At 62.2% G+C, this 16,325-nt stretch carries 17 protein-coding genes and 1 pseudogene; 14 read left to right on the plus strand and 4 right to left on the minus strand.

Going from position 1 to position 16,325, the window contains the following annotated elements; translation table 11 throughout:
- Positions 1-336 precede the first annotated feature (336 nt).
- The 3 genes from B6V72_RS06215 to B6V72_RS19140 all read left to right on the plus strand — a co-directional run bounded on the left by B6V72_RS06215 (position 337) and on the right by B6V72_RS19140 (position 1,047).
- Entirely contained in the window at positions 337-543 is a 207-nt protein-coding gene (locus B6V72_RS06215; RefSeq protein ID WP_075777127.1) for a cold-shock protein, read from the plus strand.
- A gap of 56 nt (positions 544-599) precedes the next feature.
- Positions 600-818, plus strand: a complete 219-nt coding sequence (locus B6V72_RS06220) for a hypothetical protein (protein WP_088735120.1) — start codon at positions 600-602, stop codon at positions 816-818.
- Positions 819-885: 67 nt separating this feature from the next.
- The gene (locus B6V72_RS19140) at positions 886-1,047 is read left to right on the plus strand and encodes a hypothetical protein (RefSeq protein WP_168173018.1); all 162 of its coding nucleotides are present in this window, start codon (positions 886-888) and stop codon (positions 1,045-1,047) included.
- A 158-nt stretch (positions 1,048-1,205) separates the two neighbouring features.
- Here the strand turns inward: B6V72_RS19140 and B6V72_RS19355 are convergent.
- A pseudogene (locus B6V72_RS19355) lies at positions 1,206-1,310 on the minus strand (LysE family translocator); the annotation flags it as partial.
- Between B6V72_RS19355 and B6V72_RS06230 the strand changes: the two are divergent.
- Complete coding sequence (locus B6V72_RS06230; RefSeq protein ID WP_276206167.1) at positions 1,261-1,695, plus strand: ATP-binding protein; 435 nt, start codon at positions 1,261-1,263, stop codon at positions 1,693-1,695. The pseudogene B6V72_RS19355 and the gene B6V72_RS06230 sit on opposite strands and share 50 nt — an antisense overlap.
- A gap of 20 nt (positions 1,696-1,715) precedes the next feature.
- Here B6V72_RS06230 and B6V72_RS06235 read toward each other — a convergent pair whose 3' ends face one another.
- The 3 genes from B6V72_RS06235 to B6V72_RS06245 all read right to left on the minus strand — a co-directional run bounded on the left by B6V72_RS06235 (position 1,716) and on the right by B6V72_RS06245 (position 5,556).
- Complete coding sequence (locus B6V72_RS06235) at positions 1,716-2,069, minus strand: response regulator (protein WP_088722197.1); 354 nt, start codon at positions 2,067-2,069, stop codon at positions 1,716-1,718.
- A gap of 407 nt (positions 2,070-2,476) precedes the next feature.
- A complete protein-coding gene (locus B6V72_RS06240; protein WP_088735122.1) occupies positions 2,477-4,345 on the minus strand; it encodes an SLC13 family permease in 1,869 nt (622 codons plus the stop codon).
- Between the two features lie 899 nt (positions 4,346-5,244).
- The gene (locus B6V72_RS06245) at positions 5,245-5,556 is read right to left on the minus strand and encodes an NIPSNAP family protein (RefSeq protein WP_075777132.1); all 312 of its coding nucleotides are present in this window, start codon (positions 5,554-5,556) and stop codon (positions 5,245-5,247) included.
- A gap of 178 nt (positions 5,557-5,734) precedes the next feature.
- On the opposite strand from B6V72_RS06245, the gene B6V72_RS06250 reads away from it, so the two are divergent.
- The 10 genes from B6V72_RS06250 to B6V72_RS06295 all read left to right on the plus strand — a co-directional run bounded on the left by B6V72_RS06250 (position 5,735) and on the right by B6V72_RS06295 (position 16,322).
- The gene (locus B6V72_RS06250; protein ID WP_075777133.1) at positions 5,735-6,460 is read left to right on the plus strand and encodes a TetR/AcrR family transcriptional regulator; all 726 of its coding nucleotides are present in this window, start codon (positions 5,735-5,737) and stop codon (positions 6,458-6,460) included.
- A 237-nt stretch (positions 6,461-6,697) separates the two neighbouring features.
- The gene (locus tag B6V72_RS06255; protein ID WP_206184190.1) at positions 6,698-8,032 is read left to right on the plus strand and encodes an extracellular solute-binding protein; all 1,335 of its coding nucleotides are present in this window, start codon (positions 6,698-6,700) and stop codon (positions 8,030-8,032) included.
- Positions 8,033-8,163: 131 nt separating this feature from the next.
- Positions 8,164-9,009, plus strand: a complete 846-nt coding sequence (locus B6V72_RS06260) for a sugar ABC transporter permease (protein ID WP_206185773.1) — start codon at positions 8,164-8,166, stop codon at positions 9,007-9,009.
- A 1-nt stretch (position 9,010) separates the two neighbouring features.
- Positions 9,011-9,976 carry a carbohydrate ABC transporter permease gene (locus tag B6V72_RS06265; RefSeq protein ID WP_206184188.1) on the plus strand — a complete coding sequence of 322 codons (966 nt, stop codon included), beginning with the start codon at positions 9,011-9,013 and terminating at the stop codon, positions 9,974-9,976.
- A gap of 13 nt (positions 9,977-9,989) precedes the next feature.
- Positions 9,990-11,099 carry a sn-glycerol-3-phosphate ABC transporter ATP-binding protein UgpC gene (ugpC, locus tag B6V72_RS06270; protein ID WP_088735124.1) on the plus strand — a complete coding sequence of 370 codons (1,110 nt, stop codon included), beginning with the start codon at positions 9,990-9,992 and terminating at the stop codon, positions 11,097-11,099.
- Between the two features lie 4 nt (positions 11,100-11,103).
- Complete coding sequence (locus B6V72_RS06275) at positions 11,104-11,973, plus strand: FAD binding domain-containing protein (protein WP_088735125.1); 870 nt, start codon at positions 11,104-11,106, stop codon at positions 11,971-11,973.
- A complete protein-coding gene (locus B6V72_RS06280; protein ID WP_088735126.1) occupies positions 11,970-12,467 on the plus strand; it encodes a (2Fe-2S)-binding protein in 498 nt (165 codons plus the stop codon). Before B6V72_RS06275 ends, B6V72_RS06280 begins: the two co-directional genes overlap by 4 nt.
- A complete protein-coding gene (locus B6V72_RS06285) occupies positions 12,464-14,842 on the plus strand; it encodes a xanthine dehydrogenase family protein molybdopterin-binding subunit (RefSeq protein WP_088735127.1) in 2,379 nt (792 codons plus the stop codon). Before B6V72_RS06280 ends, B6V72_RS06285 begins: the two co-directional genes overlap by 4 nt.
- Positions 14,839-15,732, plus strand: coding sequence for an NAD(P)-dependent oxidoreductase (locus tag B6V72_RS06290; protein WP_088727166.1), 894 nt, complete (start codon positions 14,839-14,841; stop codon positions 15,730-15,732). The genes B6V72_RS06285 and B6V72_RS06290 overlap by 4 nt, the downstream gene beginning before the upstream one ends.
- Complete coding sequence (locus B6V72_RS06295) at positions 15,732-16,322, plus strand: carbon monoxide dehydrogenase subunit G (RefSeq protein ID WP_088735128.1); 591 nt, start codon at positions 15,732-15,734, stop codon at positions 16,320-16,322. Before B6V72_RS06290 ends, B6V72_RS06295 begins: the two co-directional genes overlap by 1 nt.
- The last annotated feature ends 3 nt before the right edge of the window (positions 16,323-16,325 follow it).

The following is a 16,325-nucleotide window of genomic DNA, read 5'->3' on the forward strand; positions in this document are numbered from 1 at the left end:
TGAGCCGGAAGGAACAGGGTCCGAGAATTAAGATATGCAAGTTCACAGATAAGCGATCGGCGCCGCGATTGCGAGGAAATTGCAGTGCGCGCCCGCGTTTTCGCACAACAGATTGATTGTGCCCGATATTAATCGGCTTTCGTCAGGGCGAGGCCGGGTAGCGCGATGGAGCGCCGCGCATTTCCTTTGCTATATGGGCCAAACTGGCGTAGACAGATCGAGCTACGTTATTCCCTTCTGCAACCTGTCTCCCTACTTGGCTTCAGTCTGCCTTTTTGAATTGACTGAGCCGGGCTGTCGCATTCCGCGGACCGCAATATTTGAGGAGACATCACGATGGCCAATGGCACCGTGAAGTGGTTCAACCAGACCAAAGGCTTCGGCTTTATCGAAGCGAAGACCGGTGGGCGTGACATTTTCGTCCACATTTCGGCCCTCGAGCGCGCGGGCCTCTCGCAGCTCGATGACGGACAGGCCGTCACCTACGAGATCGAAACCGGACGCGACGGGCGTGAGTCCGCCTGCGATCTGGCGCTCGGCTGAACGCAAAGGTTCCATATCCGGCCCGGTGGGCCGGATTTCGCAACCAAGGAGGGCATATGCCCCGCAATTACAATGTGGACGGCTTTTTCCGTGATCTGCCCAAGAAAGCCACGACGGCTCAGGACAAGACGGATGCTGCAGTGCGCCTCATCCGTGACGATGACGCCGAGAAAAGAGCGGAGCTGACCGCGACCTTGCGCGCGGCGCGCATGAAGCGGGATGCGGACGAAAGTGCCGCGGCAGAGGCTCCGCGCGGGAAGAAGCCGCGACGCTGACCGGATATTTCGGTCATCCACAGAAATTTCCCGAGTATCTCTCGGGGATTAAAGGGAGGGCCGAAATATGGCTGTCGAAAAAATGCCTACGGGCAAGAAGTCCCAGACGAAGGACCACGCGCATTCCAAGGGCCATGCAGCCCTTGCTTGGCACCACTTCTTCCGGAGTTTGTCCGAAGAAAAGATATCGGACGAGCGCAGCGCCCTGTCGGGCGGTGTTCAGGAATAGTCTTCCCTGAAAATAGGGACCGGAGTTCCTGGCAAGAGGGCTGAGCGATGTGAGGTTTCACAAGAACTTAACGATGCTCGCCTCACGACTTGTCGGGAGGCAAAGCGGCGGGAGGAAACTCCTGCCGCTTCGCTTTCTTAGCGATAGGTTTTCTGCCGTCAGAATTCTAATACGAGAACCGGATAGAGCGATCCGACGAGCAGAGCGGCCATCGTGAAATTGAAGACCCGCAAGCGGAACGGGTTCGACAACCAGCGCCGAACGACCGTTCCGCTCGAGAGCGATATCGACCTGCCAAATCCGATCGTCGCGGATCCGCAGTGCCTCGGGCAATTGCTGTCGAACCTGTTGGGCAATGCAGTGACGCATGGCGACCGGAGCCAGCCGATCCAGGTGCGGGGCTTTGAAAGAAGCGGCGAATTGTTCCTCTCGGTCAATAACCGAGGCGCGCCGATCCCAGATGCGGTTCGGGCTTCGCTGTTCCAGCACTTTTCGCGACCCGGAAAGCAGAGCAGCCTGCAGGGATTGGGGCTCGGTCTTTACATCGCGGCCGAAATCGCGCGGGCCCACGATGGAGAGTTGACCGTCGAGTCCACCGCTTCAGCCGACACGACCTTCAAACTGCGGATGCCGTCTCAGGCGCAATAGAGGATATTGAGAGTCTTTCGTCAGGTGACGGCCGCGGCGAGTTCGCCGGGGCTGATCGGTTTTGACACAAAAGCACTGCGCTTGGGCAGGTCTAATGTTTCGGGCGCTGAATGCCCCGACATGATGATGATCTGGCACGCGGAAAACCTGCGCCGCACCTCATGCGCGAGTCCCACTCCGTCCATTTTGCCTGGCATATCGATATCGGTAATTAGCAGGTCAATTTCATGCCGTGCTTCTAGCAGGTTGAGTGCAGCATCAGCGGAGTTCGCCTCGATCACATCGTAGCCCAGTTCTTCGAGCCCGAGGACGAGATCCATCCTTATGATGGCCTCGTCCTCGACGACGAGCACCTTGATTGCGTCATTGCGCATCGCTTCACCTTGGTGCCTGAGGAAGAGGTGCGCTTTGCCAAGACACAAGGACAACACGCCATAGCGGAAGAGCATCTGGCATACAGAATACGTTGGCTAACGCTGTCGCACATGAGAGGTTCCCTTGCGAATTTAATATTTATCTATTTTCGGTGCGTGTCGCGTCAGTCACGGTCAAGACGGCGGAGGCGGTCCGGGACCTCACGGGGCGCTCGGCAACAAATGCGGCAGTCGTGTCGAGATCGGCGCAAATCCGCGAGATGATCCGCGATCAGAGCCCGGTCCGTGGCGCTTGGAGCTTGGCTTCGCCCGTTGGGGATGGCTTTGAAGACTTGCCGCGAAATAGGGTGCTCGCTTTCTAGTATCCGATAAAACGGCTGCTGGTCAGCGCGCGCCCTCGCGAGCGTCTAAAGTGGCCAGACGATCAGTAGCAGCGGCAAGCTTACGGCAACGACGATCATCTCGAGCGGCAGTCCAAGCTTCCAATAGTCGCCGAAGCGAAAGCCGCCCGACCCGAGGATGAGAGTGTTGTTCTGATGCCCGATCGGCGTGAGGAAAGCACAAGATGCCCCGATCGCCACCGCCATCAGGAAACTGTCGGGGTTCACGTCGAGCGAAGCGGCGATGCCCAGGGCAACTGGGCTCAGCACCGCTGCCGTGGCCGCATTGTTCATCAAGTCGGATAGGAACATCGTGGTGACCAGGATTGCCGCCAGAGCCGCGATGGCGTTACCGCGCGCGATCGTCTCGACCAGAAAACGCGCCAGAACATCTGCCGCGCCAGTGGTCTGCATCGCGCCGGCCACCGGGATAAGCGATCCCAGCAGGACGATGACTGGCCAGTCGATGGCTTTGTAGACCTGCCCGGGCGGCACGGTTCGCAGGAGCATCGAGCCCAGAACCCCCAACGTAAAGGCCACCGATGCCGGCAGCAGGCCGAAGGTGGCAATGCCGATAGAACCAAGCAAGAGCGCGCTGGCGATGATCGCCATTCGCGCGTTGGGAAGATGCAATTCCCGCTCTCCCAGAGGCGCGCAGCCGGTCTCGTTCATGAAATCGGCCATGATCTCGGCGGGCCCCTGCATCATCAGCAGATCGCCGGGCTTCAGCTTCAGCGTCCGCAGCCGCGTCCGCGGGGGGCGTCCTTCCCGTGAGACGGCCAGAAGATTGAGGCCGTAGCGCGTCCGCAGCCGCAGGTCTGTCGCGGACTGCCCGACGATCGTAGAGCCCGGAAGCACCGCGAATTCGCGCAACACGATATCCTCGTCGCGGTCCGAAGGCTTCGTCGCTGCAGCGGTGTCCTCGGCGGACGTGTTGCTCTCGGCTTCATCGTTTTCGGTCTGTGACGTCGTCTCTCCGGCTTTCCTTTCCGCTCGCGCCGACCCGCTCTCCTCCTCTTCAAGCGTGATGCCGAAGGCCGACAATACTTCGCCCAGCTCTTGAGCTTCGGCCTCCAGAATCAGAACGTCGTCCGCCTGTATGCGCCGTCCGCCATGTGGCGCGGTCATCCGCACGTCGTTGCGGATTAGCCCGATGATCTGCGCGCCGCTTTTTTCAATCCCGCGTTCGAACTTGCGCAGGGTCAGTCCCACGGCCTTACTTTTTTCGGGCACCCGAACCTCGGTCAGATAGCTGCCGGTGTCGAAACCTGCCGTGCTCATCGGTTTGCGCGCAGGCACGATGCGCCATCCGAGAAGCGCGATGAACGCCACGCCGACGACGGCGACCGCCACACCTACGGGGGCATAGTCGAACATACCGAACTGCCCCAATCCGGCTTCGGCGCGAAAACCCGAGACGATCAGGTTGGGCGGTGTGCCGACCAGCGTGGTCATGCCGCCAAGGATCGTGCCAAAGGCCAGGGGCATCAGCATCTGCCCGGGTGTCAGGTCCAGCCGCCCGGCGAGCCGGATCGCGACCGGCATGAGAAGCGCCAGCGCTCCGACGTTGTTCATGAAGCCAGAAAGAACAGCCGAAAGGGCTATGAGCGCCGTCATGCTGGTCAGACGCTTTGCCTCGGAAGGTAGAATTGCCCCCGCAAGCCAGTCTACCGCCCCGGTATTTTGTAACCCCTGACTTAGTATCAGAACGCAGGCCACCGTGATCACGGCAGGATGACCAAATCCTGCAAACGCCGCATCGGCCGGAACCAACCCGGTCAAGACGCAGGCCATCAGCGAAGCCAAGGCAACCAGGTCGTGGCGAAGCCTCCCCCACAAGAACAGCGCGAGGGTTCCGGCCAGAATCGCAAACAAGGTGATTTGTGGCGCTGTCATCATGCGATCCTTGGTCGTGAGGTCCGCTGCTATGATGGCAGGAACCACATACCTTCGATACGCACCAGATGGAATTTCGCACGCATTTATCTTGCCTTGCCAGAGCGAAGGTCGGAGTTCTTTGCTCTTTTTTCGCTGATCGCCAGACGACCTGGTCCCCGGTCCATCCGCTCTGATGAACCTCTAAAGCCAACTCATGGCACGTGTCAGTTCGCACCGCGGATGCCAACTAAGATACCGACTTTCGTTTTTTCGCATCAGCCAGATCTGGCTTTTTTCGCACGGTGCGGATGCGTGGCCCGGCTGAAATTGTTGATGGGTTCCTCGGGTGCCGTGTTCTTCAGGGTGATCTCGAAAAGAGCGCGCGCGACGCTGGGGTAAATTTCGCTCAGAAGCGGGAGGTCACCGTAGAAAACAAGCTCTACCTACGCGGCATTCTGTGGAGCGATTTCGCGCGCGGACCCGACAGCGTTTTGGAGAAATCTTCCAAAACGGATTGGGTGATGAATGACTTTCGCTACATCCGCGGCGCGCGAAGCAACTACCGCAACGCAAGGCGCGGCCAGCCGACACAATTGCGCAACACCACGACCATAGCGAATGGCTGCGCGCGCAGCTGGCGGCGCTCTTCGATGGCGCGACGTTTGTCGTCACTCATCGTGCCACGCACCCGGCCGCGCTTCCCCCCCAGGAGCTCCGCTCCCTTGGTGCTACGCGAGCAATCTCACCGATGTCATTCGCAAGGGTCAGCCGGCCGAGTGGTATTTCGGACATACGCATCACCCGACGGAAATCATGGTCGGGAAAACGCGTATCGTGAACGTGTCAGCCGGATATCCGTCGTAGAACGTAGGCGGCGCAGTGGATGGCCAAGCCTGTGCGCGCTGCCTACGCCTGTCTCAATCGAGTGGCGAGAATGCTGCGGGCTGCAGGAAGATGCTTTCCTGATGCACGAGATAGGGGAGGATCTTGGGCACGAAACCTTGCCATTCCGGGTCCGCGCCCAGCTTGGCCCGTTGTGCGCTGCGGTGACCGTAATCCTCATAGGCCCAGAGGAAAGTGACAGCGTTCAGCACGCCGCTGTCGCTAATCCAGCATCCAGCCAGCTTCGCGTATTGGGTGATGATGTGCAGGCCCTCGGCCTCATAAAGCTTCAGGAACTCGGGCGCTTTCCCGGGCGTGATGCGATAGGTGCGTTGTTCGTAGATCATGTTGGGCTCCGGCATGAATGGCAGAAAATCGCAGGCGCTGGCGCGACCTGACGGGCCGAAGCTACGACCAAATCCTGGGCTTTCGCAACATATAAGTCGTCAAGTGACGAAAACAGACTTTGCCTTCCTGCGGAATGGGCTAATGTAAAAGGCTCAAGTCATTGCGTCCGGCGCCAGAATGAACAACAAGGGGTGCCAAGGGGAAAACGTGCAGACCAAGCCGAAAATGACTGAAGGTTCGTCCAAAACGAACGGCGCCGGAAGCAAGCCCGGTTCGCCGCAGGGGACTGTGCGGATGCCGTTCAACGAGCGCCGTGCTCAGATTCTGGACGTCGCTACTGAATTCTTCGCCGAGAATGGGCTGGCGGGGCAAACGCGTCAGCTGGCGGAGAAATGCGGTATCTCCCAGCGCCTTCTCTATCGCTTCTTTCCGACCAAGGAAGACCTGCTCAAAGAGGTCTATAACCGAGAGATTCTTGGCGCCTTCAAGGCCGTCTGGTTCGTGGAGCTTCAGGATCGATCGCAGCCCGTTTCCAAGCGCCTCGATGCGTTCTATCGCGACTATCTTCAGTCCACATTGACGCGCAAGTGGTTGCGATTGTTCCTTTATGCCTCCCTGGCTGAGGCGAATATGGCGCCTGACTACATCGCAGCGATCGTCATGCAGTTGCTGGAGACGGTGATGCGTGAGGTGGCCCATGAGCGCGGCGTGGAACTGCCGGAAGATCCCGCATTGCTCCGCGAAATGGCGTGGACGCTGCACGGCGCGATCTCTCACTATGCGATTCGGCGTCATATCTATCAAAGCAGCCTGTCACTCACCGAAGATCAGGTGGTTTCGATGCATGTTCGTGTGTTCCTCGCGGGATTCGAGGACATGGTCGAGGTGTGCAGCGGCCGCTGAGCGCTGCAATCAGCTCCATTTTTGCCGCATTTTCGTCTGCGGAGGGCTCCGCAGGTGCTGAAAACTTGTGCGATTTCCGTTGCGGAAAGGAAATCTTCAACTTTTCGTTTGTCGTCAGTTGACGAATAAATAAATCGCCAATAGCGTCATTCCTCACAAACAAGACCAACAGGGACGGCTTGCTGTGGATCGGGCCTTGATCGGGCTCGGCTGAGGCGGCCACGCATAAGGAATCGAATGATGCTCAAGGATAAGACGCGCCGTCTCGGGCGCCGGGATTTCCTCCGTTACTCGGCAGCTGGCGCCGGCGCGCTCATGGCGCCGGGTCTGGTTCGTCCGGCAAAAGCCGAAACGGCCGCGCTGACGATGCATACGTGGTCGGCCGCGGTTGACACCGTGCAGAGCCACCTCAGCGCCTTCACCAAGGAAACCGGGATTCCCGTCAATTACGGCAATTCGCCCTGGGCCCAATACCGCGAGGGCATGGTCGCGAAATTCGTCGGCGGCGCTCCTCTCGACGCCATGTGGGTCTCGGATTCCTGGCTCCCCGAATGGGCCGAAGCCGGCTGGATCGCCCCGGTCGACGAGTTCGACAGCCTGATGAAATACAATGCCGAGGCCGAGGACTTCTGCACCGACTCGATGACCTACGGCGGTCGCCAATATGGCCTGACCTATTACACCGATTACATGGCGTTTCTCTATGACGAGGCGAAGCTCAAGGAAGCTGGGTTCGACGCTCCGCCGTCGAGCTGGGATGAACTGGTCGAGCAGTCGCTCGTGATGAAAGAGAAGGGCATTGCCGACTACCCGATGATGCTGGCAATGGCGCAGGAAAGCTGGCTGATCGAGTTCATCTCGACGCTGGTCTATTCGCATGGCGGGCGTCTGGTCGACGACAACGGTATGGCCGTGATGCAAGACCCGAAAGAAGGGGCCGTCGAGGCGCTGAGCTGGGTCGTCGATGCGGTCAACAAGCACAAGATCGTCTCGCCCGCCTGTGTCGAGACCGGCGAGTTGGCCGGTCTGAAAGCCTTCGCAGCGGGCAACCATGCTTTCGCGATGGTTGCGAAATACCGTCTGCGGATGCTCAACGACCCTGAACAGTCGCAGATCGCCGGCCACGTGAAGCAGGCGATGATGCCGCAGGGCGCCAACGGCTCTCACGCGACGGTCGGTTGGATGCGTTTCCACGGCATGTCGGCGCAAGCTGCGCAGGACAAGGCCCGCGCCGAGAATGCCGCGAAGCTGATCGAATGGTTCGGCGGCAAGGCGGACGGCGCCTACACGTTCCAGAAGCTCCTGTTCCTCGATATCGGGGCCGGGTTCGGCGTCAAGCCGCTGTTCGAGGATCCCGAGATCCGCGCGGCCTACGACTCCTACGGCGATGTCGACATGATCCAGGCTCAGCAGGCGCTCGCACGCAAGAAGGACACGGTCACCCCGTGGTTCGGCGAGTGGAACGACACCAATGGTTCGGCCTGGCAATCGGCGATCCTCGGCAATGTCGACGCCGCCGGCGCGGTCCAGAAATCCGCCGATCTCTGGAACGAGCTGAAAGACAGCTACTGAACAAGCGTGGCGGGCCTTTTTGAAAGGCCCGCCGACGAGCGGGCAGGGCAACGGGAGAGCATGACGTGGCGAATGCAATGACACGGGCGACACGCCCGAGATGGCGGGTGGGATACGAGGAGCGCAGCGCGATGCTGTTTCTTGCTCCGGTTATGGCCGTGCTGGGCGCGGTCGCGGTCTTCCCGATCGCCTATTCGCTTTACATCAGCTTCTTCAGCATGAAGCTGACGCGTCCGAACCGGACCCCCTTCGTCGGGCTGAAGAACTATACCGATCTCTTGGGCGACGAAGCTTTCTGGGGCGCGGTCTGGCGCACGGTGAGTTTCTCGCTCGTTTCGGTCACCGCGATTGCCTTCATCGCCCTGCTTGTCTCGCTGCTGCTGAACCAGGAATTCCGCGGTCGCCGTATCCTCTCCACGATCCTGCTGGTGCCCTGGGCGATCCCCTATGTCGCGAATGCGCTGATGTGGAAATGGATCTACGATTCCAGCTATGGCGCGCTGAACGGCCTGCTCTACCAGCTCGATTTCATCGACAAATACATGGTCTGGCTGGGGGATCAGGACAAAACGCTGTTCCTGATCGCCAATGCGTTCGTGTGGAAGGAAGTGCCGCTGGCGACGATCCTTCTGCTGGTCTCGCTCAAGTCGATCCCGTCCGATCTCTATGCGGCAGCGCGCGTCGACGGGGCGACGGTCTGGCAGCGCTTCGTGCATGTCACCCTGCCTGCGATGAAGCCCGGCTTCATGCTGGTGATGATCTACGAGACGATGATGGCCATCCGCCATTTCGACCTGTTCTTCATCCTGACCGAGGGCGGGCCCGGCAGCGCATCGCATGTGCTCTCCTGGCACATCTATGTCGAGACCTTCCGCAACCTGTCCTTCGGGAGCGGTGCTGCGATGTCCTACCTCCTCGCAATCGCGACTTTCGCACTCTCCTACCTCTTCATACGAACGCTGGGGCGCAAGATCTGACATGAGCGATATGCCTATCACCCCGCCTGTCGACACGATCGACTACCGCCGCCGCCAGAAAATCGGGCGCATCGTCCAGCGCCTGGTGATCTTTGCCTCCGCGATCGTCGTGGCGGCCTACGTGCTCGCGCCCGTGTCCTGGCTTGTCTCTTCGGCCTTCCAGACCGAGACGGAGATCGTCTCGATACCGCCGCACTGGATTCCCGAAGAACCCACCTTGCGCAATTTCGAGGCGATCTTCACCGCCGGAAACGATGAGCCCGTCACCTACGACACGCGCTCCGGCACCGATCCGGCCGCGGGCGATTTCATCCCCTCGACCGCCGAGAACCTTTTGCCGTCGATGGCCAACAGCCTGATCGTCGCGACCTTGGTGGTGATCCTGAACCTGCTCGTTGGTGTTCCCGCCGCCTATGCCATCGCGAAGATCCGGTTCTGGGGGCGCAACGCGTCGGTCTACTTCATCCTGATCACGCGGGTGATCCCTGATATCGCGCTGGTCGTGCCGTTCTTTCTGGTGATCCGGAAGCTCGGGATGCTCGATACGCTTGGATCGCTGGTGATCACCTATCTCGCGATCACGGTGCCCTTCACGGTCTTCATCCTCATCCAGTATTTCGAGGGCCTTCCAGACGAGTTGGACAAAGCCGCGCGGGTCGATGGCTGTTCGCGGTTCCAGGCGCTGATCAAGGTGTTCCTGCCGCTTTCGATGCCCTCGCTCGTCGCCGTGGTGCTCTTTACCTTCCTCACCAGCTGGAACGAGTTCCTGCTCGCGCTGATGTTCACGCAGACCTCTGCGTCGCAAACGCTGCCGATCCTGCTGGCCTCGTTCACCTCAGATTTCACAGTGAGCTTCTCCTTCCTCAACGCCGCGGGCGTCCTGGCGGTCGTGCCGCCGGTGATCGTCGCCATCGTCTTCGAACGCTACATCGTTTCCGGTCTGACCGCCGGGGCTGTCAAAGGTTAGAAAGGACAAAGTCTTGGCCCGGATCCGCTTCACCAACGTCAACAAGAAATACGCCAACGGCTTCCATGCCGTGCGCGATCTCAACCTCGATATCGAGGATCGCGAGTTCATCGTCCTGCTCGGCCCGTCGGGCTGCGGCAAATCCACGACCCTCAACATGATTGCAGGGCTCGAGGAGGTCTCGGACGGCGATCTGATCTTCGACGAGCAGGTCGTGAACTACGTGCCCCCGCACAAGCGCGACGTCGCGATGGTGTTCCAGAGCTACGCGCTCTATCCGCACAAGACCGTCTACGACAATATCGGCTTCGGGCTGAAGATGCGCAACGCGTCCAAGGAAGAGATCGACGAGCGCGTTCGCGATGCGGCGAAGAAGCTCGAGATTTCGCACCTGCTCGACCGGCGTCCGTCGCAGCTTTCGGGCGGCCAGCGCCAGCGTGTGGCGCTGGGCCGCGCGATGGTCCGTGATCCGTCGGTCTTCCTGATGGATGAACCGCTCTCGAACCTCGATGCGGCGCTGCGCATCTCGATGCGGGCGGAGATCAAGGAACTTCACCGCGCGATGGAGACGACCTTCGTCTACGTGACCCACGATCAGGCCGAGGCGCTCACGCTCGCGGATCGTATCGTGGTGATGAATGACGGGGTCGTGCAGCAGATCGGCACGCCTGACGACATTTACGAGCGCCCGGCGAACACTTTCGTGGCGTCGTTCCTCGGCAGCCCGCCTATCAACTACTTCGACGGCGTGCTCGAGGCCGGTCCGGATGGCGAGATGGCCTTCGTCCGGGATGGGCTGCGTCTTGTGTTGCCGGCCGATCAGGCGGCGCGCCTGAAAGGGCAGGAGGGCCGCGCGGTGCGGCTGGGTATCCGGGCCGAGGATGTCGCGGAAGGCACCGCCGAGCCGGGATACAATGCCCTCAGCGGCACAGTGACTTCGGTGCTTCCGGTTGGCTCGGATCAGTATCTGGGTATGGATTTCGGCGGCGAGGAGCTGTTCTTCCGCGTCGGCAAGGATCTGCGCCATGCGTTCGGCGAGGACATCACCCTCGCAGTGGATCTCAACCGCCTGCATGTCTTCGATCGCGAAACCGGTCAGTCGCTGGTCTGGAACGCAGTTTGAAGCGATGAAACCGGCCCCTTTCACCTACCATCGGCCCGCGAACCTCGCTGAGGCGTTGGCACTATTGCGCGCGCATGGACCCGCAGCGAAACCGATTGCCGGAGGACAAAGCCTCGGGCCGATGCTGAACATGCGACTGGCGCGTCCGAGCCATCTCGTCGATCTCAACGATCTGATCGAGCTGGACCGCGTCCGGGTGAAGGAGAACATGCTGGAGATCGGTGCGCTGACGCGCCATCACCGGCTTGCCAATGCGCCGGAAGTGCAGCGGAGCCTGCCGCTTCTCGGTGCCGCTGCCGCCTCGATCGGGCATTATGCGATCCGCCAGCGCGGCACGATCGGCGGCAGCCTCGCCCATGCGGACCCCGCCGCCCAGTTGCCTTTGATCGCGGTGACGCTGGGGGCGACGCTGGTGATTTCGGGAACCACAGGCGCGCGCGAAGTTCCCGCTTCCGATTTCCTGCAATCGATCATGACGGTCGATCTGCGCGATGGCGAACTGATCACCGCGCTGCGCTTTCCGCTGCCCGTCGGCGATCTGTGGGCCTTCGAGGCCTTTTCCCGACGTCACGGCGATTTCGCGTTGGTCAGCGTCGCGCTCAGTTTTGCGCGCGACGCAGAGGGGAAGATCATTGCTTTGCGGCTCGGGCTCGGGGGCGTCGATACCGTTCCGCTGCGCCTGCCCGAGATCGAGGCGCGCGCTCAGGGTAGGCCTGCCGACGAGAACACCATCCGCGACCTCGCAGCCGCGAGTGCCGCGGCGATTGCGCCCGAAGACAGCGAGCAGGTGCCCGCGGTCTATCGCCGGGAGCTTGCCGAAACGCTCGTCATTCGCGCGTTCCAGTCCGCGTTGAACCGGGAGAAGGGTGCATGACCGCTCCGACACATGACCCTCTGACGCTTTCGCTGAGCGTGAATGGCGAGACCCACGAAGTTCGGGTGCCTGCGCGCAAGCTCCTGTCGGATGTGCTGCGCGAGGATCTTGCTCTGACCGGCACCCATGTCGGCTGCGAGCACGGCGTCTGCGGTGCCTGCACGATCCTGATCGACGGGCGCCCGGCCCGTGCCTGCCTGACTTTCGCCGCCCAGATGGAGGGCCACGAGGTCACGACGGTCGAGGCCATGGGGCGGCCTGATGCCCTCTCGGCGCTTCAGCAGGCGCTGCACGAGGAGCACGGGCTGCAATGCGGTTTCTGCACGCCCGGCATCGTGGTGACCTTCGAGCATTATCTGCGCGAGAACCCGGATCCGACCGCAGAGGAGGTGCGCGACGTCCTGTCTGGCAATCTGTGCCGCTGCACGGGCTATCAAAATATCGTCGCCGCCGTGCTGAAGGCTGCGGCCAGGATGCGTGGAGAGGCGGCATGAGCGGTGATTTCACAGAGATCGGTCGCGCCCTGCCGCGCAAGGAGGATCGGCGCCTTGTCACGGGCCGCGGGCGCTATCTCGACGATCTCGCCTTTCCCGGCGCGCTGCATGTGAGCTTCGTGCGCTCGCCCCACGCTCATGCGCGCATTCTGGGGATCGACAGCGCAGAAGCCTCCGAGATGCCCGGGGTCGTAGGTGTCTTCACCGGGCGTGATCTCGATCCGATGACGACGCGGCTGCGTCTCGCGCCGCCGATCGAAGGGTTGCAGCCAACCGAAATGACGACGCTGCCGATCGACAAGGTCCGTTTCCACGGCGATCCGGTGGTCTGCGTGGTCGCGACGGATCGCTACCTCGCCGAGGATGCGGCCGAGTGCGTTACTGTCGACTATGAACAGCTTCCGGCCGTAACCTCGATCGCGGAAGCTCTCGCCCCCGATGCGGCGCTGGTCGATGACAGCCTTTCGAGCAATCTGGTCTCGCATCAAAGCCTGAATGTCGGCGATCCCGCCGCGCGCCGGGCTGAGGCGCATCGCGTGGTCGAGGCCCGTTTCGCGCTTCATCGCCACACCCATGTTCCGCTGGAGACGCGCGGCTGCGTCGCCGATTGGGATGAAGGGCGCGCGCATCTGAACATGCATATCGGCAATCAGGTCCCGCACCCGTTGCGCAGCCAGCTTGCTGCGCGGCTGGGCCTGTCGGAAAGCCAGGTCACGGTCATTAGCCCCGATGTGGGCGGCGCGTTCGGTCAGAAGATCGCGCTCTATCGCGAGGAACTCACGGTCGCGGCTCTGTCTCGTCACCTGCGACGCCCGGTTCGGTGGCGCGAGGACCGGATGGAGAACCTGATGGCCGCCGCGCATGCGCGGGAATACGAGTGCCGCACCCGCGCTTCGGTCAGCGAAACCGGACGGATCCTCGGTCTCGAGCTCGAGATCGACGAGGATTTCGGCGGCTACTGCTTCTACCCGGCCAATTACATGGCCCGCGTCATCGCGCTTATCATGACCGGGCCTTACCGGATTCAGGACTATGCCTATGAGGTCCGCGTCGCACTGACGAACAAATGCGGTGCTGGCCCGATGCGCGCGCCGATGGCGATCACAAGCTGGGTGATGGAGGGCACGATCGATGCCATCGCCCGCGAGCTGGACCTCGACCCGGTCGAGCTGCGCCGCATCAACGCGCTCGGCCCGGAGGATTTGCCCTACAAGATGCCCACGGGCGAAATCCTCGAGGATGTCAGCCCGCGGGAAACGCTCGAGATCGCCGTGGAAGCGATCGATGTCGCCGCGTTCCGCGAACGGCAAGAGAAGGCGCTCGCCGAGGGGCGGTTTCTCGGGCTCGGGCTTTGCACGGTAATCGAAAGCACGACTTACGGATCGGAATTCTACAAAGCCGCCGGCATCCCCGGATCGGGGCATGAATCGGCCTGGGTGCGTATCGAGCCGAGCGGGGCGGTCAACGCCTCCGTCGGGCTGATGGGCACGGGGCAGGGTTACGAGAGCCCGCTTTCGCAGGCGGTTGCCGAAGGGCTCGGCGTGCGCTCGGAAGATGTCACGGTCCATATGGGCAATACCGATATCGCGCCCTATGGCATGGGCAGCCGCGGTGGACGCGGCGCGACGGCCGGGGGCGGAACGCTCTATCTCTGTGCTCTCAAGGCGCGCGAGCGGGTGCTCGCGATTGCGGCTTCGATGCTCGATCTCAACGATGCTGGCGGGCTGCGCATGCGGGCGGGCCAGATCGAACGGATGATTGGCGACGACTGGCAGGAGACGGGGCTTGCGTTGCCGGATGTCGCGCGACGCGCCTATCTCGACCCGCTGGCGCTGCCCGAGGGGATCGCGCCGGGGCTCGACTTCTCGCATAGCTACGACCCGCCCGCGATGACCTATTCCAATTCGACCCATGCCTGCGAGGTCGAGGTCGATCCGCAGACCGGGGCGATTTCGATCGACCGCTATCTCGTCGCGGAGGACGCCGGCACCGTCCTCAACCCGATCGTCGTGCGCGGCCAGCAGCAAGGGGCGATCGCGATGGGGCTGAGCGGCGCGCTGCTGGAACAGGTCGTTTATGACGGCACGGGGCAGAACCTTTCCGCGACGCTCGCCGATTACCTCGTGGCCTCCCCGAACGAACTGCCGGAGTTCGAAATCCTGCACCACCATACGCCGAACCGCCGCACGCCCGCCGGGATCAAGGGCATGGCCGAAGGCGGCGTGATGGGTGCGATCGGCGTGATCGCCAATGCCGTGAGCGACGCGCTCGCACCGCGCGGCGTGACGATCGAGCGTCTTCCGCTGACCCCCCAATCCATTCGCGCGCTCCTGCGGGAGGCCGCGCCCAGCTCAACGAAAAGGACCCAGCCGTGACAGAAGAGAAACTCAGCGTCGGCTTCATCGGACTCGGAATCATGGGCCAGCACATGGCGGGGCATATCCTCGCCGCGGGGCATCCGCTCAACATCTACAACCGCACCCGCGCCAAGGGCGATGCCCTCGTCGCGAAGGGGGCGACATGGTGCGACAGCCCCGGCGCCGTGGCCGAGGCCAGCGACATCACGATCACCATCGTGGGCTACCCCGCCGATGTCGAACAGGTCTATCTCGGTGAGGGTGGGATCATCGCCAAGGCGCGCCCGGGCTCGGTGCTGATCGATATGACCACCTCGAGCCCGGCTCTGGCTGCGAAGATCGCGCAGGCGGCTCTTGCACGCAATATCTCCGCGCTCGACGCCCCGGTGTCCGGCGGCGATGTCGGCGCGAAAGCGGGCAAGCTCGCGATCATGCTGGGCGGCGACCAGCGGGCGTTCGAGCGGGTTCTGCCGGTGCTGGAGTTGATGGGCGGAAATATCGCGCTGATGGGCAAGGCGGGGGCTGGCCAGCACACCAAGATGGCCAACCAGATCGCCATCGCCTCGACCATGCTCGCGGTCGCGGAAAGCATCAGCTATGCGCGCGCCGCCGGTCTGGAACCGATGCAGGTTCTCAAGGTCATCGGAACCGGGGCCGCGTCGAGCTTCCTGCTCAACGGGCTCGGACCGAAGATGGTCGATGAGGATTTCGCGCCCGGCTTCTTCGTCCATCATTTCGTCAAGGACATGTCGATCGCGCTGAGCGAAGCCGAAAGACTGGGCCTCGATCTGCCGGGCCTGTCTCTGGCGCGCAGCCTGTATGGCAAACTGGTGGATGACGGTTTCGGCGAAGAGGGCACGCAGGCGCTCTACCGCGCCTATAACGCGATCCATGCGGAGGCCGGGTGATGCGGTTCGAAGGCGATCACCTGATCCCGGCCGATCCCGAAACCGTCTGGCGTGGGCTCAACGATCCCGAGGTGCTGCGCCGCGCGATCCCGGGCTGCGAGGCGATGGAGCAGACGGGTGAGGCCGAATTCACCGCTACGGTCGTGGCGCGGGTGGGCCCGGTTTCGGCCAGCTTTCGCGGCAAGGTGGAGCTGAGCGATCTTGTCCCGCCCGTCTCATACCGGATCACCGGGCGCGGGCAGGGTGGCCCTGCGGGCTTCGCCAAGGGCGGCGCGGAAATCAAGCTCGCGCCCGAAGGCGAGGGCACGCGCTTGTCCTATGTCGCCGATGTCGAGGTTGGCGGCAAACTGGCCGCGGTCGGCGGGCGATTGATCCAGGGCGTCGCGCGCAAGAATGCCGAGGATTTCTTCAATGCCTTCTCGCGGGTCGTGACCGGCGAGGCGGAGGATATAAGTTCGGATAGCGCAGGCGCCGCCCCGACGGGTGCGGTGGCGACTGCGGCGGTGGGGCATATTCCGCTGATCGACCGCGTGGCTTGGCTTCTGGTCGGTCTTGGCCTCGGGCTTGGGATCTGCTGGCTCTTTGGTTGAAAG

This window comes from Thioclava sp. F34-6, from assembly GCF_002213235.1.
GTDB lineage: Bacteria > Pseudomonadota > Alphaproteobacteria > Rhodobacterales > Rhodobacteraceae > Thioclava > Thioclava nitratireducens.